Origin of the sequence: Rhodococcus sp. BP-241 (assembly GCF_019836145.1) — a bacterium.
Classification (GTDB): domain Bacteria; phylum Actinomycetota; class Actinomycetes; order Mycobacteriales; family Mycobacteriaceae; genus Rhodococcoides.
The window spans coordinates 22084-44918 of the sequence record NZ_JABUEI010000006.1; the positions used below are offsets into that span (position 1 = coordinate 22084).

The 22835-nt window shown below is 69.0% G+C and carries 22 protein-coding genes, 1 pseudogene and 1 riboswitch; of the genes and pseudogenes, 4 read left to right on the forward strand and 19 right to left on the reverse strand.

Annotated elements, in window-relative coordinates:
- Positions 1-137 precede the first annotated feature (137 nt).
- Positions 138-785, forward strand: coding sequence for a class I SAM-dependent methyltransferase (locus HQ308_RS13605; protein WP_222646707.1), 648 nt, complete (start codon positions 138-140; stop codon positions 783-785).
- On the opposite strand, the gene HQ308_RS13610 is transcribed toward HQ308_RS13605, so the two are convergent.
- The 6 genes from HQ308_RS13610 to HQ308_RS13635 form a co-directional block, all read right to left on the reverse strand.
- Positions 786-1844, reverse strand: coding sequence for an acyltransferase family protein (locus HQ308_RS13610; protein ID WP_222646708.1), 1059 nt, complete (start codon positions 1842-1844; stop codon positions 786-788).
- Positions 1845-1940: 96 nt separating this feature from the next.
- Positions 1941-2957 (reverse strand): iron ABC transporter permease, encoded by a 1017-nt coding sequence (locus tag HQ308_RS13615; protein ID WP_222646709.1) that lies wholly within the window; start codon positions 2955-2957, stop codon positions 1941-1943.
- Positions 2954-3976, reverse strand: a complete 1023-nt coding sequence (locus HQ308_RS13620; RefSeq protein ID WP_222633104.1) for an ABC transporter substrate-binding protein — start codon at positions 3974-3976, stop codon at positions 2954-2956. Before HQ308_RS13620 ends, HQ308_RS13615 begins: the two co-directional genes overlap by 4 nt.
- Before the next feature lie 41 nt (positions 3977-4017).
- Positions 4018-4137: riboswitch (cobalamin riboswitch) on the reverse strand.
- Positions 4129-4455: a hypothetical protein gene (locus HQ308_RS13625; RefSeq protein WP_222646710.1), complete on the reverse strand. Its 327-nt coding sequence runs from the start codon at positions 4453-4455 to the stop codon at positions 4129-4131. (Overlaps the previous riboswitch by 9 nt.)
- A 106-nt stretch (positions 4456-4561) precedes the next feature.
- Entirely contained in the window at positions 4562-4720 is a 159-nt protein-coding gene (locus tag HQ308_RS13630; protein WP_155957071.1) for a hypothetical protein, read from the reverse strand.
- Between the two features lie 70 nt (positions 4721-4790).
- Complete coding sequence (locus HQ308_RS13635; RefSeq protein ID WP_374198536.1) at positions 4791-6737, reverse strand: CocE/NonD family hydrolase; 1947 nt, start codon at positions 6735-6737, stop codon at positions 4791-4793.
- On the opposite strand from HQ308_RS13635, the pseudogene HQ308_RS23070 reads away from it, so the two are divergent.
- Positions 6691-6822: pseudogene (locus tag HQ308_RS23070) on the forward strand (hypothetical protein); the annotation flags it as partial. The gene HQ308_RS13635 and the pseudogene HQ308_RS23070 overlap by 47 nt on opposite strands.
- 76 nt (positions 6823-6898) lie before the next feature.
- Here HQ308_RS23070 and HQ308_RS13640 read toward each other — a convergent pair.
- The 4 genes from HQ308_RS13640 to HQ308_RS13655 are packed head-to-tail and all read right to left on the reverse strand — an operon-like array spanning position 6899 to position 10660.
- The gene (locus HQ308_RS13640; protein WP_222646711.1) at positions 6899-8197 is read right to left on the reverse strand and encodes a hypothetical protein; all 1299 of its coding nucleotides are present in this window, start codon (positions 8195-8197) and stop codon (positions 6899-6901) included.
- Positions 8194-8607: a hypothetical protein gene (locus HQ308_RS13645; RefSeq protein ID WP_222646712.1), complete on the reverse strand. Its 414-nt coding sequence runs from the start codon at positions 8605-8607 to the stop codon at positions 8194-8196. The genes HQ308_RS13640 and HQ308_RS13645 overlap by 4 nt, the downstream gene beginning before the upstream one ends.
- A gap of 32 nt (positions 8608-8639) precedes the next feature.
- The gene (locus tag HQ308_RS13650; RefSeq protein WP_222638821.1) at positions 8640-8828 is read right to left on the reverse strand and encodes a hypothetical protein; all 189 of its coding nucleotides are present in this window, start codon (positions 8826-8828) and stop codon (positions 8640-8642) included.
- Positions 8825-10660, reverse strand: a complete 1836-nt coding sequence (locus HQ308_RS13655) for a hypothetical protein (RefSeq protein WP_261776117.1) — start codon at positions 10658-10660, stop codon at positions 8825-8827. The genes HQ308_RS13650 and HQ308_RS13655 overlap by 4 nt, the downstream gene beginning before the upstream one ends.
- 195 nt (positions 10661-10855) lie before the next feature.
- On the opposite strand from HQ308_RS13655, the gene HQ308_RS13660 reads away from it, so the two are divergent.
- On the forward strand, positions 10856-11539 hold the full coding sequence (locus tag HQ308_RS13660) for a TIGR00266 family protein (protein WP_222646714.1): 684 nt from the start codon (positions 10856-10858) through the stop codon (positions 11537-11539).
- 9 nt (positions 11540-11548) lie between these two features.
- Here the strand turns inward: HQ308_RS13660 and atzF are convergent, their stop codons facing one another.
- The 8 genes from atzF to bluB all read right to left on the reverse strand — a co-directional run bounded on the left by atzF (position 11549) and on the right by bluB (position 21170).
- Positions 11549-13246, reverse strand: a complete 1698-nt coding sequence (gene atzF, locus HQ308_RS13665) for an allophanate hydrolase (protein WP_222646715.1) — start codon at positions 13244-13246, stop codon at positions 11549-11551.
- Entirely contained in the window at positions 13243-15234 is a 1992-nt protein-coding gene (locus HQ308_RS13670; protein ID WP_222646716.1) for a 5-oxoprolinase/urea amidolyase family protein, read from the reverse strand. The genes atzF and HQ308_RS13670 overlap by 4 nt, the downstream gene beginning before the upstream one ends.
- A complete protein-coding gene (locus HQ308_RS13675) occupies positions 15231-15875 on the reverse strand; it encodes an urea amidolyase associated protein UAAP2 (RefSeq protein WP_222646717.1) in 645 nt (214 codons plus the stop codon). Before HQ308_RS13675 ends, HQ308_RS13670 begins: the two co-directional genes overlap by 4 nt.
- Entirely contained in the window at positions 15872-16693 is an 822-nt protein-coding gene (locus tag HQ308_RS13680; RefSeq protein ID WP_222646718.1) for an urea amidolyase associated protein UAAP1, read from the reverse strand. The genes HQ308_RS13675 and HQ308_RS13680 overlap by 4 nt, the downstream gene beginning before the upstream one ends.
- Positions 16690-18243, reverse strand: a complete 1554-nt coding sequence (locus HQ308_RS13685; protein ID WP_222638827.1) for an amino acid permease — start codon at positions 18241-18243, stop codon at positions 16690-16692. The genes HQ308_RS13680 and HQ308_RS13685 overlap by 4 nt, the downstream gene beginning before the upstream one ends.
- A gap of 102 nt (positions 18244-18345) precedes the next feature.
- Complete coding sequence (locus tag HQ308_RS13690; protein WP_222646719.1) at positions 18346-19170, reverse strand: Fic family protein; 825 nt, start codon at positions 19168-19170, stop codon at positions 18346-18348.
- Positions 19167-20513, reverse strand: a complete 1347-nt coding sequence (locus HQ308_RS13695; protein WP_222646720.1) for a putative nucleotidyltransferase substrate binding domain-containing protein — start codon at positions 20511-20513, stop codon at positions 19167-19169. Before HQ308_RS13695 ends, HQ308_RS13690 begins: the two co-directional genes overlap by 4 nt.
- A 9-nt stretch (positions 20514-20522) precedes the next feature.
- Entirely contained in the window at positions 20523-21170 is a 648-nt protein-coding gene (gene bluB, locus HQ308_RS13700; RefSeq protein WP_222646724.1) for a 5,6-dimethylbenzimidazole synthase, read from the reverse strand.
- Between the two features lie 81 nt (positions 21171-21251).
- Between bluB and HQ308_RS13705 the strand changes: the two genes are divergently transcribed.
- Positions 21252-21980: a TetR/AcrR family transcriptional regulator gene (locus tag HQ308_RS13705; protein ID WP_231476411.1), complete on the forward strand. Its 729-nt coding sequence runs from the start codon at positions 21252-21254 to the stop codon at positions 21978-21980.
- On the opposite strand, the gene HQ308_RS13710 is transcribed toward HQ308_RS13705, so the two are convergent.
- The gene (locus HQ308_RS13710; protein WP_222646725.1) at positions 21965-22711 is read right to left on the reverse strand and encodes a GAF and ANTAR domain-containing protein; all 747 of its coding nucleotides are present in this window, start codon (positions 22709-22711) and stop codon (positions 21965-21967) included. The genes HQ308_RS13705 and HQ308_RS13710 overlap by 16 nt on opposite strands.
- Between the last annotated feature and the right edge of the window lie 124 nt (positions 22712-22835).

Below are 22835 nucleotides of genomic sequence, written 5' to 3' on the forward strand. Positions count from 1 at the left end.
CTCGGCTGGCTGAGCGGCGACGCCCTCGGCGCCACGTCCATGACACCAGAGCCGTGAATGGATGTCAGTACTTTCGGCCACTATCTCAGCAGTTTGTCAGCCCCGTGCCGGTTTGTGGCGCTCACTATGGTGAGCAGGTGACCCCGGCATCCCCCTACGACGCGATCGCGCCCGACTACGCCGCGGCGTTCGCGGACGAGCTCGGCTCGCGCCCCTTCGACCGCGGATTCCTGTCGTCGTTCGCTCGCTCGGTGCGGTCCTCGCGCGGCACGACGGTGCTCGACGCCGGGTGCGGGCCCGGCCAGGCGGCACGCGAGCTCGCGAGTGCCGGCCTCGATGTCCTGGGCCTCGACGCGTCGAAGGGCATGATCACCGCAGCATCGGGGCCGGCCTCCTGGGTGGTGGGCGACATGACCGCGCTCCCCCTGGCCGACGGTTCTGTTCACGGCGTGTGCGCCTGGTACTCGATCGTGCACACCCCCACCGCCGATCTGCCCGCTCTGTTCTCCGAGTTCCGCCGCGTCACCGTCCCGGACGGCTGGCTGCTGCTGGCATTCCAGACCGCCGCACCCACCCGCAAGCTGCGCTCTGCGTTCGGGCGGGACGTGCACCTCGACTATCTCCGCCACGACGTCGACGAGGTGCAGTCGCTGCTCATCGACAGCGGGTACGTGCTGCACCGGGACGCCGTGCGCTCCGCTCACGGCACGGAGACGGCGGCGCAGGCGTTCGTCGTCGCGCGGGCACGCGATCACCTCGTGGAGCCGCCGCCGCGAGGGTGTTGATCAGACGTGCACCGACGCAGCTCGGTCGGACCGCCGGCGCTTCTCGCCGAGTATTCCGACCCAGACCAGGTTCCACCGTCCGAAGATCAGTTGGAACATGATGGGCAGCCCCACACCCGCCACCATTCCGATGACGAACAGCGCCACATCGGCGTCGATCCCCATTGCTCGCGCGAATATTCGGGAGGCCGCCGAACCGAAGACGTGTAGTAGGTAGATGCCGAACGAGAACCCTCCCACCCACGCCAGGGGAGCCCAGTCGACCAGCCGACGTGCCGAATAGATCAAGACCACTCCGGTCACCCCCACTGCGAGTTCCAGAACGCGGTCGACTCGCGGCGCGAGGTTCCATTCGTTCACGGTGCCGATCGTCCTGGCGCTGTAGACAGCCAGGAACGCGAGGAGGGTGACACCCACGGCGACCCGCCTGCCCTTCTCGACGCCGTAACGGTGCAGTCCGTAGCCGATGAGGAAGAAGGGCAGCAACCGGAAGTACCCGTTGACGGAGAACACATCGGCACTCGACGGAACTCGAACGGCGACGAAGACGACCAGCGCCGACACAGTCGCGATCGCCCATCCGGCACGGGTTCGGGTCACCCCACACGCATCGAGCGCCGCCACCGTCGAGAAGATCAAGAACATCGACTGCAGGAACCACAGATGTCCGTAGTGGAAAGGGAACACGAAGAACCACGCCAACTCGTTCAGTTCCGGCCTCGAGTTGGTGCCCGGCACGGAGATCTGCAGAACGAACAGCAGTAGACCCACTGTCACCAGGGGAATCAGGAGTCGGCGCGCCTTTCCTCGCGCCAGGGAGGGATAGTCGGCGAAAGACCGGATCGGGCGCATGGCATAGACATGACCGGAGATCACGGTGAACAGGGGCATCCGGATGTCCTCGAGAGCGACATAGAACCATCGCCAGATCGAATCGTCCGCGACATTCATTCCGCGCCCGCCACTCGAACCGATGACATGGCCCGCCACCATCAGAAGAACCGCCACGCCGCGCAACGTCTGAATCGAACGATCCTTCGGGCGAGCGTGTTCGGCCATGACCAGATCATGCAGTAGGAACCCGTCCTTCGCAGCACCCTCCGCCACACGACCGGTATCTGCGTCTCTCGAGAAGGCACTGATCGGTCTCGTGTTTCAGGCCGGCTGCGTTCTTCGTCGAAGAAGGATCACCGCGAAGGCCGGCACACCCACGAGCGCCGTCACGACCCCCACCGGAATCTCCTGCGGTGCGAAGACGCTGCGCGCCAGGGTGTCCGCCCACACCATGAACACGGCACCGATCGCCATGGACACCGGCAGCACGCGGTGATGGGCGGTGCCGACGAGGATGCGAGCCGCGTGCGGGATGACCAGCCCGACGAATCCGATGGCTCCCGCCGACGCCACGATGGTCGCGGTCATCAGTGCAGTGACTCCGAGCAGGACGACGGACAGGCGGAGCATCGAGACACCGAGCGCGCGGGCCGTGTCCGATCCCAGCGTGACCGCGTCGAGCGACGGCGCCGCCACCACGCACGCCACCGCCCCGATCCCGACGGCGCCGGCGCACACCGCGACATCGCTCCACCCGGCACCGGCGAGCGAGCCCAGCAGCCAGAACAGCACCCCGCGCGTCTGCTCGGCGTCGGCGGAGGACAGCACGATGAACGAGGTGAGGGCCGAGAACAACTGCGTACCGGCCACTCCCGCCAAGATCACCGGCCCAGTTCCACCGCCGGCGCCGGTGGCCAGCATCATCACCAGCACGAAGGACACGAGAGCACCGACGAAGGCGCCGGTCGACAGCGACAGTGCGCCCGCACCCACACCGAGCACCGCCACCGACACCGCGCCCGTCGAGGCACCGGACGAGATGCCGAGAACGAACGGATCCGCCAAGCGGTTACGCAGCAGCGACTGCATGATCGCGCCACACAGCGCCAGGCCGCACCCGCAGATCGCCGCGAGAAGTGCACGGGGAAGCCGTAGTTCCCAGACGATGCCGTCCTGGATGCGGCTGACGTCCGCCGGCGGGCCACCGAGATGCGCGACGACGACGGCGACCACGTCGGGCACCGTCACGTTCGCCGGGCCCAGCGCGATGGACACCGCCACCGACGCGACGACCGCCAGCAGCGTGGCCACGACCGCCAATGCCGGTCGCACCCTCACCCGTTCGACCACTCCTGCAGTGCCGCAGCCACTTTCTCGATACCGTCGATGGTCCGGATCGACGGATTGAGGTCGGCACCGTTCACGACGATGTAGCGCTTGTCGATCACCGCCTGCATGCGACTCGTCACCGGGTTGCTCTCGAGGAATGCGATCTTGCTCGCCAGCGCGTCACCGTCGATGCTGCGCCGGCTGAGGTCGGCCAGCACGAGTGCGGAGGGGTTGCGGTCGGCGACACTCTCCCAACTCACCTGCGGCCATTCGTCCTTCGTGTCCGCGAAGACGTTGCGCACGCCCACCGCGTTCGAGATGACACCGGACGCTCCGCAGCACCCGGCCATGTAGGGGGCAGTGGTGTCGGCGAACCAGTACGCGAGCGACGCCTCCGACACCGGCGTGGATGCCGCGTCGTAGCGCGTTCGCAGCTCGTCGACGAGAGCATCCCCTCGGTCGCGGACATCGAAGATCGCCGCGAGATCGCGCACCTCCTCGAACACCGTCTCGATGCTCAGTGGCTCGTCCCGGGCACCGTCAGCGTTGACGCTGGTGGCCGACTTGCCGATGCAGTCGGTCGGCGACAGGTAGGTCGGGACGCCGAGGGCATCGAACCGGTCGCGGTCCGCGACTCCACCCTCTCCCAGCGTTCCGCCGAACGACGCGGTGACCAGATCGGGCTCGGTGTCCAGCACCACCTCGAGCGAGGGCTTGTTGTCCGCCAGCCGAGGAACCTGCGCGTCGGCGTCCGCGAGGTCGGCCCGTACCGGGTCGGTCCAGGTGGCGGTACCGACCATCCGATCTTCCAGCCCGAGGGACAGCAGGATCTCGGTGGATCCCTGGTTGAGGGAGACGGCGCGCTGCGGCGGCGCGTCGATGGTGACGGTGCGGCCGCAGTTCTCGAGGGTGACGGGATAGGTGCTTCCGGCCTCGGCCGCAGCCGTCGTGGTCGGGCCGGTGGAGCATCCTGTGGCGAGGAGGCCGACTGTCGTGACGACAGCGGCGATCGCGAGGCGTGGGGTCATGTTCGGTTGTGCCGTCCTGCTGGGAGCCCGTGCGCGGAGCTTCGAGGGTGGTGCCGGACAGCAAGCGATCGGACTTCGAGCCGAAGCTCGTCACCGTTGCGCGCCAGTCCCGGAATCGCACCGGGTTCCCTCGCTGAACGACTGTTCGAGGGTCACTCTATTCCGCGCGGCTCCATCCGCACCACGTACCCGTCCTCGCCGAACTGCGCGAGGTCCGGCCGATCGATGTCCACGACGTGAAACGTGACGTCCTCGTCCGCACCCACGACCATGTCCGGAACCGACCTGTCGGAGAACTCGATGCGAAACCGGTCCTCCTCGGGCCACAACGTGTCGACCAGAACGCTCCGCCGAGCCTTCTGGCCTGCGACATCGACGTACCCGATGTCGACGAACCGCGGTCTGGAGTCCGCGAGCTCGATCAGGAGAGAGACCGGGCCGGTGAAGGTGAGCACGGCACCGGGAGCCGGAACGACCATGGGTGCCGAGTGGGAGCGACCGAATCCAGGGAGTCTCACACCCGACTTCCGTCACACATGTCGGCGAGGATTGTCGGAATTTATCACAATCCGATCTCGGTCCCCATCACCTCGTGGGAGCGAGTGGCGCGTCACCGTCGACGTCGTGCGCGTGCTCGACATCCTCCTCGACGTCGGCCACATGAATGGCATGGCCGACTCGGACGCCGAGAACGACCGACACCACCATCCAGACGGCCACGAAGCCGATGACGAACCACCACATGTCACGAAGTGTTCCACCGAGACCGGCCACCGAACCGCCTGCGAGGACGCGACATGGTCACGGTATCCGCTCAGTTCACATACGGAATGTTCACGAAGCTGGGGTTCGCGGGGTCGAGTTGCACGTGCTGGGGTGCCAGCGCGGAGTCGACGAGCATCGGCCCCAGGGGCAGGTAGCGCGGCACGCTGGCGGCGTAGACGTCGATGCGGATCCGGTGGCCCGACGCGATCACGGCATCCGTGGGGAGCAGGTTGATGTCCACCGTGGTCGGGACGCCGGGCACGAGCGGCTGCCGGCTCGCGAGCGTGAGCGCCGGCTTCGCGTCGACGTAGTCGCCGTTGGCCGAGCGGGTGCTCTTCGCCTCGTCGATCTGGCGCAGCGATGCGGTGAGAGCGCCGTGGCTGATCGGGGTGGACGTGCCGTCCGGCGCGACGTCGTTCATCGTCGCGGCCCAGAAGCCGTCGGGCCGATCGAGCACCGTGTTGAGATGCAGGTTGGTGGCACCCGAGATCTGGATGGGCTTCTCGGCCGGCGCGCTGGTGAACGTCAGGGCCTCGGCCTCGTTGAACCGGGAGTCCTTCGTGCACACGGACCCCAGGATCGCCGCCGCACCCGCGGTACCGACCGCGGCGTCGCGGGAACAGACCCCGCGAAGGCCCGGCGCGACGGTGAGGCGCGCGGTGTCGGACGTCGGCGCCGAGGACAGCGAGCCGTCGTGGAGGCTGTGCCCGGCGGTGCCGCTGGGGGCGGCGGAGAGGTAGGTGCGCTGCGACTGCGCTCCGGCTCGGGGGAACTGATCGGTGGTGGTCCACCCGCCGCCCTGCTGGAACAGCGTCACGGGGCCGTACTTCTCGACACCGTTGTCGACGCCCTTCAGCCAATGGTCGAACCACGCGCGTTCGAGTGCATCGAGTCGCGGCGGGTTGCCCGGGCGTCCGAAGCCCGCGCCCGGATTGACGTGGTACCCGTCGCCCATGATCAGCTGCTTGCGTCCGGGCGCGACCGGGATGTCGTTGTAGATGCGCGGCTCGCTGTTGGTGAAGATGTCGTGCCAGCCGCCGTAGACCATGGTGGGTACCTCGATCTGCGACAGATCCGCCGAACGGTCGGCGTAGAACTCGCCGTCCTGCGCGACACCGAGTGTCTCGGGCCGGATGTCGGCAATGGTCGGCGCCGTGAAGGCGTTGGCGAGTTCGGGGATCAGGATCGCCGGATCGGCCAATCGATCGGCGAGCCACCGAGTGTCGAACTGCCCCTGCAGGATCGACTGCACGTTCGGGACGAACTTCAGCACGTTGACCAACGTGAGCCACAGCGGCATGAACCCGACACCCAACGCGCCGCCGGTACCCACGATGTCGCGCAGCAGGTCGTTGCCGGGCTCGACCGGGAAGATGGCCTTGAGCGCCGGCGGACGCAGCGCCGCGGCCTGCACGGAGTTGATGGCCGAGTAGGAGATGCCCGACATGCCGACCTGACCGTCCGACCAGGACTGCCGGGACGTCCAGTCGATGATCTCCGCCGAATCCTGTTGCTCGCGTGGACCCAACACGTCCCACGTGCCCTGCGAGAACCCGGTGCCGCGGGCGTCGACGACCACCTGGGCGTAGCCGTTCTGGACGAGGTTCCGGTTGACGGCGAAGATGCGCAGGCCCCCGCCGTCGACCGCCTGCGTGAGATCGGTGATGCCGTCGAACGGCGTACCGGCGAAGTTCAGGCTCGCCAGGAAGTCGAGCACCGGCTCGCTCACTCCGGGGATCTGCTGGATCGAGTCGATCAGGTTGCCCACGAGCTTGGTGTACGGCGTGATGTTCAGGACGGTCGGGAGGTCGGTCTCCACCGGGCGACCGGACGCATCGGCGGGCCGGTAGATGTTGGCCTGCAACACTGTTCCATCACTCATCGTGATGGGGACGTCCCAGTCGATGGCCACCTGCGGGTACTGCGGCGGCGCATCGGCCGCGGCGGTCCAGGCGACGGCGTCCGCGCCGCCGGTGGGATCCGCCGCGGCCGGCACCGCGGTACCGGATGCGACGAGGAGGGCGACGAGAACGCCCGAGATGACCGTGGAACGACGCCGCACACGAGCCCCCATGCTCTGATCGGCACCCTCCCCTGTGATGAGCGCCACTAACCTACCGGACGGTAACCTACGGTCACGGAAAGGTCAACGACCATTCATGCGCCGAACAACAAGAAGAGACCGAGGAAGGTGTACAGCACCATCACCAGCATCAGTGCCAGTTCGCCGAGCAGCGCATCCTTCTTCGGTAGGAGCCGCAGAGCCGCGTCGTGCGCCAGTGTCACTCCGACGATGTGTCCGATCACCACGCACAGCACCGTGATCGACGCGACCACCGACGGGTGCGAGGACAACGCGTAGTTCACCGGCGCGTCCGCGATGCCGAGCGGATTCCATCCTCGATCGAACGGATCGAACAACGTGAAGACGCTCTGCTGACCTTTCTCCGCGAGATAGGTGAGATAATGGGCGAAGAAGTACCCGACGACGATCGGGATCAGCGAGTGCGCCAACAGACCCGGCAACTGCGCGCGACGCTCCCTCGTCACACCGCCGGTGGTGCGCGCCGCGAGCCAGAACACGGTGCCCACCAGTGCGACACACGCCAACAAGCCGGCCGTGCGGATCAGCACCGGGTCACCGAGGTCACGCGCGAACGACTTCCAACTCGGCGTCTGCGCCAGCGAGTCGAACGCGGTGGAGCCGAGCAACGTGGCCGTCACGGCGACGGTTCCGCGTCGTACGGGGAGGGTGGCCGCGCCGTCGAGCGGGTTGCGCACCACGAGGGCGCGAGACTCCCTGTCGCGCGCCAGGATCGACAACCGCGCCACAGTGTCGCTGAACACCTCGAACGGATCCGCGCGCGCGAACCATTCCTCGCCGAAGATCAGGGCGCCGCCGAGCAGGACCACCACGTACAGCAGACACCAGGTACGCACGGCGGCGACCGAACCGGGATCACTCGACGCCAGTTCGAGCCACACGAAGGCGAGCAGGCCCAGCACCGCCGGGACCACCCCGATGCCGTCGGGCAGGGTCCGCGGCCGGCGTTGCGGCAGAACGCGATACAGCGCACGGACCGGGGACACGATGCGCCAGACCGGCCCGAAGACCAGCGATGCCGGGACCAGTCCGACCCACACCAGCACGTAGAACACGCCGAGCAGAGCGTTGGATGCATCCTGCGGACCCAGCACCGACGCCGCACCGACCCACACGGCCAGCGCCACCGACGCGGCGCCGACGACGCCCCGGAACGCGGCAGCGTCCACGAGTCGCGCCAGCGGCGTCCGGACCAGGTGTCGATCGGGCGTCAGACGCGGAGTCTTCCACGCCAGCAACAGGACCGCGAAGGATGCTGCCAGCGTCCAGGCACCGCCGATGAGGGCGTACGTCACCGGGATCGGCAGGTCGGTCGACCCGCCGAGACCGTGTGCGAGGAGCTCGCTGCTCACGACCGGACGAGCACCGTCGCCACGGTGACGTCGGCCTCGTGCAACTCGATGTCGACCGAGCCCGGCACGTCGACCGTGAAGCGGAACTGCTGATCGTCACCTACCGCCACCGGGAAGCTGTGCTCCGGAACGGAATGCACGTGGATCTCGTCCTCCGCGTCGCTGGACACGGTCACGAGGATCTCCTCGCCGACCCTGCCCTCGAGACGCTGATCGACCGGGGTGACCTCACCGCCCGCGATGGAGACGTCGAGCGTGGTGGTGGGCGTGATGCGTGGGACGTCGGACGCCGCTACGGACGTGGCCGGTGTCGAGGAGACCTGCTCGGGCGTCGCCTCGGTCTCCGGCTCCGCCTGCGAGCAACCCGCCAACAGCAAGCCCGCCGCAGCCAGAACAACCCCAGCGCGCATACCGATTGCCGACCGGCCTCCGGCCTTCCCGCTCACTCCGTGCCCTCCCTCTCGTTCGCGTCCTTCAGGTCGTTCTCGGCGTTCTCCGCCCGCTCGGCCCGCCGGTCGCGCACGACGATGACGATCACCACGAGAGCGATGAGCACTGCGGGGATGACGGCTGGAAGTGCCAGCACGACAGAGTGATCCGCGAGGTAGATCACGTTCGGGTCGGGCGTCATACGCGACTGCGCTCCTTGCTGCCCTTCGTCGCGGTGTTGCCGGGGGTGGCCAGGCTGATGCGCGCGGCGCCCCAGGACAGCGACCAGATGAGGGCCAGCGAGCAGGCCAGTACCACGAGGCACGCCGCCGTGAACAGCCACGCCGGGTGGTCGAACGAGCGCTCGCGCTGCAGCAGCTTGGTCTCGTACTGGAATTCGCGGGTGAACTCGGTGGTCGCGGGGACCTCCTCGGCGCCGATGCCCTCGTCCGCCGCCATGAAGATGGGCGCACCGGCCATGGTGCGGCCGTCCTGGATGCGCAGGAACGTCTTCCACGTCCCGTCGACCGGCATGGCACGCGTGGAGCGGTACTCACCCGGGCCGGTGCGCTCGAGGTTGTCGACGACGAGTCCGTGCAGCGAATCGCCTGCGCCCTGCCAGGCGAGGATGGAGACCCACTCGGGATCGTCGGACACCAGGTCGCTCGGGTCGATGCTCACCGTAGCGGTGACCATGCGGAAGCCGTCCTCGCGGGGAGCGTCGGTGAGACTCACGGTCGCGCTCGCGCCCTGCGGAACGTCGATCATCAGGCCGTTCGCGACGCTGCCGCCGAGCACCAGCACCATCGCGACGACGACGGAACGCCGGACGGCGGGACGCGGGAGTCCGTCACCGCTGAGAGCCTGTGCGAAGAGACCCGCGGTGAGACCGACGACGAGGCCGGCGGGGATGCAGGTGGCGAGCGCCTCGACCCACATGCTGTTCGGCCACGGGTAGAGGAAGACGGCGTCGACCCACATGGACTCCAGGTACAGGCCGACGGTGCCCACGGCGACACCGGTGACGGCACCGAACAGGAGGCGGCGGTGGACCAGAGTGGTCAGACCCATGATCTCGACGACCACGGCCATGCCCAGGTAGAGCGTGAACACGCTGTGCGGCTCACCGAGGACGGGACCGACGATCAGCGCGGTGACCTCGCGGATCACCGCGGCGAACGCGACGGCGAACAGAGCGGATCCGCGGCCCACCATGAGGCGGGCGGCGATGAGCGCGAAGGCGCCGGCAGCCGTCATGAGCAGCGGCTGGAAGACGAGGCGGAACTGTTCGACGCCGAAGTCGTACTCGATCTGGAAGACGGACAGGCCGATGACGAGACCACCGAAGGCGGAGCTGCGCATGAACCAGGTGATGATCGAGCGCTTGCGGGAGTCGACGGCCTGCGCCGGGTCCGCCTTCGTCTCGCCGTCGGGCTCACCGGCGGTGGCGGCGGTGGTCACGGCGGTGGAGGCCATCGCGATGCGACCCTCGTGCTCGAGCAGCAGCACGCCGACGAGCGAGAGCCCGGCGCCGCCGATGAGCATGAGGTGCGTCGGTCCCCACAGCGTCACGTCCTGGCCGAACATGCGGTGCCAGATGTCGTCGAGCGGGAAGCCGATGAGCGCGTACAGGCCCGAGCCGGCGATGAGCAGCCCGCCGGTGGGGGCGTACCAGGTCCGGGTGATCTTGATGGCTGCCGGACCGGGCTTCTCGTCGCGCGGCAGGATGATCGCCAGCGCACCGGCGATGAACAGGAAGAACAGGCCCACCAGGATGAAGTAGTGCGCCGGGTTGGCCAACGGGCCCTCGTCGCGACCACGTCCGATGTGCAGGCTGACGTCCCAGATGAAGCCGAAGAACGCGGTGAGGATCGTCGAGATGAACATGACGAGCGGCAGCGCCACCCACCCGGGGCGGTGCAGCTTCTCGCCCGCGTAGTCCGCGAGGCGCTGCAGCCACGTGATGCGCCTCGTCCGGTGCATCACGGCCAGATACAGCAGGAACAGCGAGATGACACCGGCTGCCGCGGTCATGCCGAAGACCTGATCGAGCGCGGCGCCGCCACCGGCCGGCGCCTGTGCGATCAGGTTACTCGAGGTAACACCTACATTGTTCACGCATCGGATTATGTCTGTAACCGGGCGTCGACACCAGAGCTACCCGAAAGTAATTTCTCGGGCACTCTCACGTGCCGCGCGCGGCGGTCGTCGCTGCTCTATCGTCTGCGCATGGACGTCGAACTCCGGCACAACCCCTCCAACACCGTCGCCCGATGCCGCCTGGCGCCACGGGAATCGCTGAACACCGAGGGCGGGGCGATGCTCGCGTGCTCGGCCGGTGTGGACATCCGGAGCAGCACCCCGGGCGGATTCCTCGGCGGACTCAGACGCAGCGCGCTGAGCGCCGGATCCTTCTACGTCACCACGTACACGGCACCGGACCAGGGCGGCTGGGTCGACCTGGCCGGCAAGCTCCCCGGCGACGTCATCACCGTCGACGTCGCCGACGGGCAGGAGTGGTTCGTGGGCCACGGTTCCTGGCTCGGCAACTCCCCCGACGTCACCGTCGACCCGCAGTTCGGCGGAATGAAGCAGATGTTCGGCGGCCAGGGCGCCTTCGGCTACAAGGCGTCGGGACGCGGGCACGTGCTGCTGGGTGTGTACGGCGCCATCGACGTCATGGACCTCGGTCCCGGGGAACGCGTCACCATCGACACCGGTCACGTGGTGGCGTACCACCTCGCGATGACGTTCGACGTGCGTCGAGCGGTACAGGGGAAGACGATGCAGACGCTGAAGTCCGGCGAGGGGCTGGTGTTCGACTTCACCGGTCCGGGCCGCGTCCTCCTGCAGACCAGGAACCCTCGCGAACTCCAACGGCTCATCGACGAGAACCGGCCACGCTCGAGCTGATCGTGGAACTCAGACCCCGGAATCCGGGGTTCGGACTCCACTATTCGCGGTGTAGGCCCGCCAGCCGCCGAACTCGGTGATGTCGGTGCCCGCCTCCGCCGCATCGGCGGCGCACATGAAACCGACCACCTCCCGACCGTCGGACAGCGTCACCGATCCCAGGCCCATCGGTGCGGGCAGCCCGGCCAGGAACGTGCCGAGGTGCGCCGGGGCCATCCGATACAGCTCGCCCGCGATGGAGGCGCTGCCGCCGCGCACCAGTCCGGGCTTGGGCGGCGTGGTGCCCAGATCGACCAGGCGGTAGTCGGCGGAGGTGCTCACCTCACCGACGAACCGCGCACCACGCTCGACCAGCTGACCGTTCAGCGGGAACCCTCGCAGGTGCGCGCCGACGACGAGCACGTCCACGCCGTCCTCCACGAGTACCGCCGTGTCCTGATCCGCCACCGCGGCGCCGATGTCGAGCAGTACCTGATCGGTGAACGCGGGGCCCACGACCATGACGCCGAAGGGATCCCCCGCCGTCGTGCGCGCACCCGGCACCGCGACGGCCGCCATGTCGAGGAGGTTGCAGAAGTTGGTGAACGTGCCGAGCCTGCGGTTGATGCCGAGCGGATCCGCCTGTACCGCAGCGATGGTGGGGTGCTCGGTGGTCGTCGGCAGCACCAGGCCGTCGAGCCCGTCGAGAATCGACGCCGCGTGCGCCTTCGCCGCCAGCAGCGTCGAGAGGTCGTCGACGTACGCGTGCGCTGCCGGATCCTTCGCGCCCAGCACGATGCGGGAGACGGTCGGGTCGGCGTGCTCGGGCGATGTCGACAGAAACTCGCCGACCGCCGCGTAGCGCTGCGCCACGATCGCCCCGTCGTACAACAGCACGGCCGCGTCCAGCAGGACGGAGATGTCGACGATCTCGTGGTCGATCCCCACAGCGTCCAGTCCCGACACCGTGCGCTCGAACGCCTCCGCGTACTCGGGGCACAGCGCGCGGAGATCCTCGGTGCGTGGAACGGCGACACGGGGGCGCGGCGGGGCCGACAACGGCACCGTCGCGGGCCACGCACGACTCCGCGGATCCGCCGAGTCCGCACCGATCATGATCGCCATGGCTGCTGTGGCCGTGGTGATGTCGGCGGCGAAGACCGTCACGGCGTCGTAGTCCACGCATGCCGGGACGACGCCGGTGTTCGGCACCAGTCCCAGCGTCGGCTTGATGCCCACCAGGGACGCGAAGGCCGCAGGAACTCGGCCCGACCCTGCCGTGTCCGTTCCGAGGGCGATGTCCACGATGCCCAGCGCGACCGCGGTCGCGGAGCCGGAACTCGAGCCGCCCGAGATCTTCTCGGGGTCGTGCGCGTGCCGCACCGCGCCGTACGGGCTGCGCGTTCCCACGAGTCCGGTGGCGAACTGGTCGAGATTGGTCTTGCCCACCACCAGAGCGCCGGCGGCGCGGAGTCGCGCGACCACGGTCGCATCGGCGTCCGGGGTACGGGCGAACTCGGGGCACGCCGCCGTCGTCGAGAGACCCGCGACGTCGATGTTGTCCTTGACCGCGAGCACGGTCCCGTACAGCGGCAGGCTCTCGTCCAGTCCGGCGGCCTCCGCGAGGACCTCCGCCTCGTCGCGCAGCGTGATCCACACCTCGGGGCGATCGACCTCGGCGATGCGCTTGTACGCGAGCAACACTCGATCGGCGGCGGTCGTCATCATGCTCCCTGTGCTGTGGTGAGGGCGAACTCGCCGGCCGCGGACCAGGCATCGCGCTCGATGCCGAACGCCTCGGCCTGCTTCTTGCGGAACTCGGCGATGGAGCTGTCGTTCTCGGCCAGGAACTCGTCGTGGTCGGCCAGAGAGAAGGTGCCGTCGGTGATCTCGACACCCGCTCCGCGCCCGGCCGCGAGATCGGCGCGCATGTCGGCGAGTTCCTCGGTGCTGACGGGGTACCAGGAGATGCGGTCGAAGAAGCGCAGCAGCCAGGGCGTGCCCTCTTCGAAACCCTTGACTGCGGACGGGTGTCGGTGGTTCCAGACCTGGGTCGTGCGGCCGACGAACTGGTAGCCGCCGGGTCCCTCCATGCCGTAGATGCACAGGTAGGCGCCGCCGATCCCCACAGCGTTCTCCGGTGTCCACGTGCGGGCCGGGTTGTACTTCGTCGTGACGAGGCGGTGCCGTGGATCCAGCGGAGTCGCCACCGGTGCACCGAGATACACGTCGCCCAGGCCCAGCACCATGTACTCGGCGTCGAAGACCGTGTCGTACACGTCGTCGACGGACTCGAGCCCGTTCATCCGGCGGATGAACTCGATGTTCCACGGGCACCACGGCGCGTCGGAGCGTACGCCGTGCATGTAGCGCTGGATCGCCTCGCGCGTGGACGGGTCGTCCCACGAGAGCGGCAGCCGCACCTGCCGACTGGGCACCGTGAGCTCGGAGGTGTCCGGCAGCGCGTCCTCGGCCTCGAGCAGCAGATCCAGGAGTTTCGAGGTCGGCAGCACATCGGGGTCGACCTTCACCTGCAACGACCGGATACCGGGCGTCAGATCGACCAACCCGGCGGGAGCGATGGCCTCGACGGCCTCGTGCAGGGCGTGCGCACGGGCCCGCAGCGCGAGGTCGAGGGACATCTCGCCGTACTCGACCAGGATGTTGTCGTCACCGGAGCGTCGATAGGTGACCGGCGTGGCACCGTCGCGGCGCGCGATGACACCGTCGTCCCCGTCGCCGCCGCGCGAGAACACCACGGGCAGGCCGGCGCGCCGGCCGACGCCCAGCGTGTTCTTCGAGGCGGCCGCAGCGGCCTCGAGCGCGACGAAGCGCACCGTGTCGCCGGGGCGCAGCTGACCGAGCTTCCAGCGATCGGCCGCGACCACCGTCACCGGGCACACGAAACCGCCCAGGCTCGGGCCGTCGGGACCGAGCAGGATGGGGGTGTCGCCCGTGAAGTCCAGCGCCCCGACCGAATACGCGTTGTCGTGGATGTTCGACGGGTGCAGACCCGCCTCTCCCCCGTCGGTGCGCGCCCAGTCCGGGCGGGGTCCGACCAGCCGCACGCCGGTGCGATCGGAGTTGAAGTGCACCTCGTAGTCGGTGCCGAGAATGGTGTCCATGTCGGAGCGGGTGAAGAACTCGGGTGCTCCGTGCGGGCCCTCCGTGACGGCGAGCTGCCACGAGTGCGTCAGCGCCGGAACGTGTTCCATCGGCACGGGTGCGGGCGTGCCGGTCGCGCGATCCGCCGGGGCGAGGTCGTCGCCCGCCTGCAGCACACGGCCGTCGAGCCCGCCGAACGTCCCGAGCGTGAAGGTCGACGCACTGCCGAGGTACTCCTCGGCCAGGACGCTGCCGCGGATCGCGACGTACATCCGCAGACCGGCCCCGGACACCGCACCCACGTCGAGCACCCCGCCCGCGGGCACCGTGATCGGAGTCCAGCGCTCGGCGGGCTCGCCGTTCACCGTGACGGGTGCGTCCGCACCGGTGACGCACACGACGGTCTCGTCGTCGAAACGCAGTGCGGGACCGCTCATCGTGGTCTCGAGCGCCGGCGCTCCCTCCGGGTTGCCGACGGCGACGTTGGCCAACCGCAGCGACAGGTCGTCCATCGGCCCCGACGGGGGTACTCCCACCTTCCAGTACCCCACCCGGCCGGGCCAGTCCTGAATGGTGGTGAGCATGCCGGGGCGCTCGACGCGGATGCTCATGCGGGCCGCGTCACGATCAGACGAACCGGTGTCGGGTCGAAACCGTTGCACGGGTTGTTGATCTGCGGGCAGTTCGAGATCAGGACCAGCGAGTCGATCTCCGCGCGCAGCGCGATCCGCTTGCCCGGCGCGGACAGTCCGTCGACGATGCCCAGGCTGCCGTCCGCGTCGACCGGGACGTTCATGAAGAAGTTGATGTTGGAGACGATGTCGCGCTTGCCCAGACCCCACCGTGACCCCTCGAGCACGAAGTTCTCGACACACGCGTGCTGGTGCTTGGTGTGGTGGCCGTAGCGCAGCGTGTTCGATTCCTGCGAGCACGCACCGCCGATCGTGTCGTGATTGCCCACCTCGTCGGCGACGATGGTCATCATCGGCCGGGACTCGCTGTCGCGCAGCACCGTTCCCGTGGTCAGGTAGACGTTGCCCTGGCCCACCATGGTGGCCGGTGCGCTGTAGCGGACGGTGTGGTCGTCGGCGCCGTAGACCAGGGTGTCGACGGCCTGGTTGCCCTCCAGGTCGAGGATGGTGAGGACGTCGCCGGCGCGCACGACGGCGGACCACGGGCCGCGGGCAGGCGCGACCTCGTCGAGCACCACCTCGCCGGAGACGAGGGCCAGTTCCTGTACTGCTGCGGTCATTTCGAGCCTCCTGCTGCGTACGTGTCCTCCGTGTTGGCGACGGCACGGAGGTATTCGGGATCGGTGTTCGGCAGCGCGTCGAGATCCTGCGGCGACGGCCAGGCCAGCACCTGGAGCGACGTGGTGTCGAAGGTGGGCGACGGATCGATCGGGTGCGCCGTGTTGGCGATGCTCACGATCACCGGCAGGTGCAGGATCAGGTCGACCTCGCGGCCGGCACCCGCGGAACCCTTGCTGCGGAGGGCCCCGTCGGGATCGACGGTGACGCCGTGGAAGAAGCTGAGTGTCGGCGGCACGTCGCGGGGACCGAGGCCGTTCTTCAGGGCGGCCAGGATCAGCAACTCGCGGCCCGCGGGCGACGCCGAGTACGCGCTGCCGTCACCGTACTTCGCGGTGTTGGTGAGCAGCGTCGACGTACCGCACAGTGCGTCGTGGTGTCCGGACGAGTCGGCCAGCACGGTGGCGAGCACCCGCCCCTGGTCGGACAGCAGCGGATGACCCACCCCCATGTACGCCTGCCACGGCACCTTGACGGTGTCCGCGGTGTTGAGGCGTTCCCACGGTGCGTCGGCACGGTGCAGCAGGACGTGCGCGCAGGCCGCTCCGTCGATGTCGCGCAACCGGACTCGGGTTCCACGCTGGAGCACCTTCGTCGTGTACCGCCCGCCGGGAACGGTCTCGGCCCAGACGAGCGACGCGGCATCGGTTCCGGGAACCTCGTGCGGCCACAGGGAGGGTGGGACCACCGGCATCGAGTCGGTGATCTCCCGAGCCTGCGACCGGGCGTGCTCGCGGGCGGCTGTGGTGGTGGCGGTCATGCGGACACTCCTGTGGTGACGGGGTTGGGGTGGGCCTTGCCGCGCGGGAAGCACAGCGCACCGACGGCGACGACGGCCAGCACGGTGAGGGGCGCGGCCCAGCGCAGCAGCGGGAAATCGCCGGAGGGGTCGTAGATCTCGGGGCGCGGCCAGGACAGGTTGACCACCATGGCAGCGCCGTAGACGACGGCGAGAAGGTTGACGGGCAGTCCGAGTCGGCCGAGCGTGAACAGCGGCTTGCCCTCGGAGTCGACCTTCGGGGCGCCGGTGGTGTTGTGCGGCCAACCCTTCAGCCGCTGGAGGAGCAGCGGCACGGTGACCATCATGTACGCGAGGTAGATGAGCACGATGCACACGCTGGCGAGGGTGGAGAAGATCGCCGAGTTGCCGACGTTGACCACGAGCACCAGGACGCAGCCCAGTCCGATGACGACGGCCGGGGCGATGGGCGTGCCCGTGGTCTTGTTGACCGATCCGAGAACACGGGACGCGGGGAGCCGGCCGTCGCGGGCCATCGAGAACATGAGCCGGGACGCCGCGGTCTGAATGGCCAACGTGCAGATGAGGATCGCGATGGCCACGTCGATCAGGAGCACGGTGCCCCACGGGGACGAGAGCACGGAGTTCAGCACGTACGGCAGACCCTGCGTCGCGAGTTCACCGTCGGTGAGGCTGGGTGCCGCCATGAGCGCACCGATGATCATGAGCCCGCCGCCCAGCGCGGAGACGGACAGCGCGAGACGGATGGTGCGCGGTGCGACCCGACGGGGATTCTTCGTCTCCTCGGCCAGTTCGCCGGCGGAGCCGAATCCCACCATGACGTAGGCGGCCATGAGTCCCGAGACGATCCACGCCCCGATGTAGCCGGAATCGACGGGCACGCCGCCGGTGTCGAACACGACGTCCGGTCCGCGCTGAGCATGAGTGAAGAACACGCCGATCACCGCGATGACACCGACGATCTCGCACGTCACGCCGATCGAGTTGATGCGCGCCATGGCGTTGACACCGATGGAGTTGATGGTCGTGGTGATCACCAGCAGCGCGGTGCCCAGCACGACGGCGTTGGTGGCGCCGTCCGACGAGGTCAGTGCGGTGTCGGTGCCGACGATCTGGAAGCCGCTCCAGACGTTCGGCAGCACCACCTGCAGTGCGATGGCGGCGGCGGAGGCCGTCACGATCTGCGCGATGATCATGAACCACCCGGCGAACCAGCCGGTGATCTCACCGCCGACGCGGCGTGACCACTGGTAGATGGCCCCGGAGATGGGGTAGCGCGCGGCCAGTTCGGCGAAGCACAGCGCCACCATGAACTGGCCGACGAACACCACCGGCCACGCCCAGAAGAACGCCGGGCCGGCGAAGCTGAAGCCCAGGCCGAACAGCTGGAAGATCGTCGTCAGGATCGAGACGAACGAGAAGCCCGCCGCGAAGGACGCGAACTTCCCCAGCTTGCGATGCAGCTGTTGTTCGTACCCGAACTCGAGGAGATCGTCGGAGTCGCCGTCCGCGTGACGGTCCGACGGGGGTGGGAGCACGGCCTGGCTCATGGGTGTTCTCCATCGACGGGAGGGGTGTATCTGTCGAGTGATAGTTAATCGGACGCAGCGGCCGCGGTGGTGTCCGTGATGTATCGAGATGTTGCGAGTGCGTTACGAGCTCAGGGCGCGCAGGAAGAGGGGGAGGAAGGGGCGTGCGGACGGTGCGCCGGCCTGGCGGAACGGTGCCGAGTCCTGCGATGCGGCGATCCAGTCCCGCCGCTCGACGTCGGTCAGATCCAGCCGGAACCCGGTCGGCGCGACGAGCAGATGCAGCAGCATGGTCGCGGCCCGTCCGTTGCCTTCACGGAAGGGATGCACCTGATTGAGGTCGGCGTAGGTGCGGCTCAGGAGGTACGCGAGCTCGCCCCGGTCGGGGGCCGCCCAGTCGGCACTCAGGATGGTCTCGTGCACGCCCATGAGGCCGTCCCACACGACGGAGCACCTCGCGAACGCGGTGCCGTTCTTCGACAGTTCCACGGTGCGCACGTCGCCTGCCCACACGTAGACGTCCTGGAAGACGTAGCGGTGCACGCTCAGCAGGCGGTGCACACCGACGGCGCCCCCGAGGTCGGCCCGCCCGGTGTGACAGCGGACCAGACGGAGTGCGGTGAGGATGCTCTCCGCGCGGTGCAACGCGGCCGCGTCGACGATGCCCAGCACGTTGCGCAGCGTCGTCGACCCGGGCAGCAGGTACGGGGTGTGCCGCGGACGCAGTGCCGCCCAGCGTGATTCACGCTTCGGTCCGTCGCCGACGAGCCCCTCGCGCACCGACGGCAGCACCGTCTCGCCGCGACACTCGGCGACGAGGAGTGCGAGGTCCGCCGGCGTGGGACGCCATCCCTCGAGCCGTTCGGCGGCGACGGCCTGATCGACGGCGTGGCACTGCTCCGGGGTGAGCCCGGCGAAGGTGTCGGGATGTTCCTCGGACGGCCTCATCGAGCCAGGTACGCCGAGGCCCGTTGCACGCCCGCCACTTCCCGCGCAGCCGCGTCGAGCAGGCTCCGGTCGAGGGGCGTGAGGTCCGACGGGCGCACCAGGTCGTCGACGGGGCGGCCGTCGCGCAGTGCCTCGCACTGGTGCCGCAGCCGGATGCGCTGGACGACGTCGAACGATTCCGCGAGCACCGCGGCGTCGTCCTCGGACAGCACCTGCGCGCGAGCACCGTGCTCGAGCCGAGCCGGCGTGCCCACGGCGTCGTGCCCGGCGGAGACACCGGCCCAGCGCGCGATGTCCACGATGGGAGTCAGGATCCCCGCCTTCACGTCCATCGTGTCCGCACGACGGAAGAGCTTGTCCCGCAGTGTCACCCGCGCCTTGATCGTCGTCGCCTCACGCAACATCAGCAGTCGCGAGTGAGCGGCGTCGGCCAGCGCGGCGCGCGCGGGCTCCGCCGGTGTCCATCCGCCCGGCATCACCGGACGCGCATCGAGCGCGAGCGAGAGCATCACCACACCGGTGTCCTCGTACGGATCGGCCACCCAGCCCGCCACCGCGTCGGACCACTCGTCGACCGTCCGCACGAAGCGCGGCGACGCGGCACTCGCGTGATGGGGATCGGCTGCGAGACCGCAGCGTTCGAGTACGGCGTGCACGTCCGACCCCATCGGGGACGGGCCGCCCACCCGCGCCGTCTCGACATCGGACGACGGGACCGATTCGCGCCGAGCGACGCTTCCGGAGACGAGCCAGGTGGACGCGTCGTCGCCCAGCAGTTCGGCGGCCCGGCGCACGGTGGCCGTCACCACGGACGATCGCACTGCCGTCACGTCGGCCGACGGGACGCGGGAATCGTTCAGCGACAACGTCACCGAGGCAAGCCGCCCGCATGCCTCGACCAGATCGTCGACACTCGCCGAGCGCTCCACCGCGGTGCGCAGCGCTGTGCCCGCACGCAGCGCCGGCGAGAGCAGATCCTGTTCGAGGGCGATGCCGAGCACGCCCCCACTCGCATCCAGCACCACCAGTCGGCGGACACCCGCAGTGAGCGCGAGGGCGGCCGCCTCCGCGACGGGCACCTCGGCGTCGACAGTGACGGCAGGAACGGACGCGACGGCCGACACCGGTGCCGCGGTGCTCAGGCCCGCGGCGATCACGCGTCGGCGCAGGTCGCCGTCGGTCACCACTCCCCACACCGAGCCCGGGCACTGCACGACGAGGGTGCTCGACCTCGCCCGGGTCATCGCGTCGGCTGCCTCCGCGACGGTGATGTCGGCTCGACCGATCGGGACACCGCGACGCGTCAGCGCGCTCACCGGGGAACGCCGACGCGAGGAGGTCACCCGGCCACGTTAACCCCGACGGCCCCACTGTTCCCGGTGCACGGCGTCGGACAGGGGCCGACGCGGGCGCCACCCGAACCGCTCGAGGTCCGGAACCTCCTGGAACTCCGTCACCGGACCGACGCACAGCCACGCGACGGGCCGCACGGCGTCGTCGCCGGTCAGGCCGACGATGTCCCGCAACACCGCCTCGTCGTAGAACGACACCCACCCGACGCCGACACCCTCGGACACCGCTGCGAGCCACAGGTTCTCGATGGCCAGGGCCACGGAGAGCAGGCCCGTGTCCCGCACCGTGGCCCGGCCCAGAACGTGCTCACCACCGCGGGAGTCGTCGTACGTCACGACGACGCCGGTGCCACTGGTCTCGATCCCCTCGACGCGGATCGGCTCGAAGGTCTCGGCGCGGTCGGCGGGCAGTGATGCCGCGAAGTCGGCGCGGCACTGCGCCACGTGCGCGGCGAATCGCCCCAGCGTCTCGGGGTGTCGGACGACCACGAAGTCCCACGGCTGGGTGTTCCCGACACTGGGTGCGCGGTGGGCGGCGGCGAGAAGACGGGTGAGGACGGCGTCGTCGACCACCTCACCGCTGAATTCGCTACGGACGTCCCGACGTGCGGCGATGGCGTCGTGGACGGACAGGTGCTCGGTGCTCATGTGGTGACCGTGCCAGAACACGCCTAGTGTCGACACCACTCGGTGCGTCCGAGTCTCGAGACAACGGGGGGTCGATTCATCGTGGGTTCGACACCCGGCACCACGCCACCGCCCGGTAGGGGTCAGCTCACCCGCACCGTCATCCTGCGCGCGGGCATCGCCTTCATCGACGACAACGGCGCTCGTGATCTGACGATGCGCCGACTCGGCGGGCGTCTCGGCGTCGAGGCAATGGCGCTCTACCACTACTTCGGTGGCAAGGAAGAACTGCTCGACGGCATCGTCGACCAGGTCATCGACGATCTGGGCAGCGACCCGCAGGTGCTGATGAAGGGCGCCTCGAGCTGGCAGGACTACCTGCAGCGGCTGGCGCACGGCGTGCGCCGAATGGCGCTCGAACATCCCGAGGTGTTCCCGCTCATCGCGACCCGGCCGAACAGCGCGCCGTGGGTGCGGCCCCCACTCCGCAGCGTGCGGTGGCTCGAGAACTTCCTCTCCAGCCTGAAGGAATGGGGATTCGACGACGCGGCCGCGGCTGCCGCCTACCGCTCGTACACGAGTTTCCTGCTCGGACAGCTGTTGCTCGAGGTCTCGGCGCAGGGAGTCTCGATCGGTCCGACGGACCCCAACGATCCCGACGATCCCCGCGCCACCGCTCAGCCCGGAGACGACATCGACCCGACGGAGTTCCCCACCGTGGTGCGGATGAAGGCGGAGCTGGCGCGCGATCTCGGCCTGCCCGAGTTCGAGAAAGCGCTCGAGGCGCTGCTCGACCGACTCGCCGCGACCCTGCCTCAGGTGGACGGGTAGCGCAGCTTGGCTCCGGCCTCGACGATGTCCGCGGCAAGCTTGTGCAGCGGTCGGTTGTTGTTCTGCGACAACTTCGAGAGCATCTCGAACGCCTGGACCGAATCCACCTCGAACCGCTCCATCAGCATGCCCTTGGCCTGACCGATGATGTCGCGGGACGCGAGACCGGACCGGAACTGCGCTTCCTTCTGCAGACTCTGCACCGCGATGGCGGCGTGCGCCGCGATCGCCGTCGCCACGGTCAGGCTGTCCTCGTCGAACGCCGCGGTCGACGACGAGTAGAGCGTGAGCACTCCCAGCGTGCGCTCGTGCATCGCGAGCGGTACGGCGGCCAGCGCGCGGACACCGACGGCGTCGGCCACCTCCGCCAGACCGGGCCAACGATGCACCGGACCGGCGACGACGTCAGCGAGGTCCACGTCCGCCTCGGAGGACCGATGCAGGAGATCGACGGTCGGTCCGTCCCCCGGTCGCCTCTGCACCCGGTCGAGTGCGGCCGCGATGTCGCTGCTCGTGCGGCTGGGCTCCGCAGGCCCCGATACCTCGGCCGCCAGCCGCACCGACGCGTGATCCGCGGCGTCGATCAGATCGACCGACACCGCGAGGACGTGATCGAGAACCTCGTCGATCGTCCGGACCTGGCGCGACCCGGCGAACTCGCGCGCCAGCTCGGCCAGAGTGCGCACCAGATCGAGGTGCTCGGAGCTCGGCGGCCGACCGTCGTTGCTCATGTGTGGTGCTGATCCCTTCGGTTCTCTCATCATCCGTCGTCACTCGGTCGTCGCAGACCGGACGACAAAAGGCGACACCCACCAGTGCCGACGCCTACTGCTGGACGCCGGGCGGGGTATCGCC

Coding starts and splice junctions, on each gene's coding strand:
- HQ308_RS13630 (WP_155957071.1), bottom strand. CDS start 4,720: ATGTGGTGGTTCGTCATCGGCTTCGTGGCCGTCTGGATGGTGGTGTCG.
- HQ308_RS13650 (WP_222638821.1), bottom strand. CDS start 8,828: ATGACGCCCGACCCGAACGTGATCTACCTCGCGGATCACTCTGTCGTG.
- HQ308_RS13645 (WP_222646712.1), bottom strand. CDS start 8,607: ATGCGCGCTGGGGTTGTTCTGGCTGCGGCGGGCTTGCTGTTGGCGGGT.
- HQ308_RS13610 (WP_222646708.1), bottom strand. CDS start 1,844: ATGGCCGAACACGCTCGCCCGAAGGATCGTTCGATTCAGACGTTGCGC.
- atzF (WP_222646715.1), bottom strand. CDS start 13,246: ATGATGACGACCGCCGCCGATCGAGTGTTGCTCGCGTACAAGCGCATC.
- HQ308_RS13710 (WP_222646725.1), bottom strand. CDS start 22,711: ATGAGCAACGACGGTCGGCCGCCGAGCTCCGAGCACCTCGATCTGGTG.
- HQ308_RS13675 (WP_222646717.1), bottom strand. CDS start 15,875: ATGACCGCAGCAGTACAGGAACTGGCCCTCGTCTCCGGCGAGGTGGTG.
- HQ308_RS13670 (WP_222646716.1), bottom strand. CDS start 15,234: ATGAGCATCCGCGTCGAGCGCCCCGGCATGCTCACCACCATTCAGGAC.
- HQ308_RS13685 (WP_222638827.1), bottom strand. CDS start 18,243: ATGAGCCAGGCCGTGCTCCCACCCCCGTCGGACCGTCACGCGGACGGC.
- HQ308_RS13690 (WP_222646719.1), bottom strand. CDS start 19,170: ATGAGGCCGTCCGAGGAACATCCCGACACCTTCGCCGGGCTCACCCCG.
- HQ308_RS13680 (WP_222646718.1), bottom strand. CDS start 16,693: ATGACCGCCACCACCACAGCCGCCCGCGAGCACGCCCGGTCGCAGGCT.
- HQ308_RS13620 (WP_222633104.1), bottom strand. CDS start 3,976: ATGACCCCACGCCTCGCGATCGCCGCTGTCGTCACGACAGTCGGCCTC.
- HQ308_RS13660 (WP_222646714.1), top strand. CDS start 10,856: ATGGACGTCGAACTCCGGCACAACCCCTCCAACACCGTCGCCCGATGC.
- HQ308_RS13655 (WP_261776117.1), bottom strand. CDS start 10,660: ATGACCGCGGCAGCCGGTGTCATCTCGCTGTTCCTGCTGTATCTGGCC.
- bluB (WP_222646724.1), bottom strand. CDS start 21,170: ATGAGCACCGAGCACCTGTCCGTCCACGACGCCATCGCCGCACGTCGG.
- HQ308_RS13625 (WP_222646710.1), bottom strand. CDS start 4,455: ATGGTCGTTCCGGCTCCCGGTGCCGTGCTCACCTTCACCGGCCCGGTC.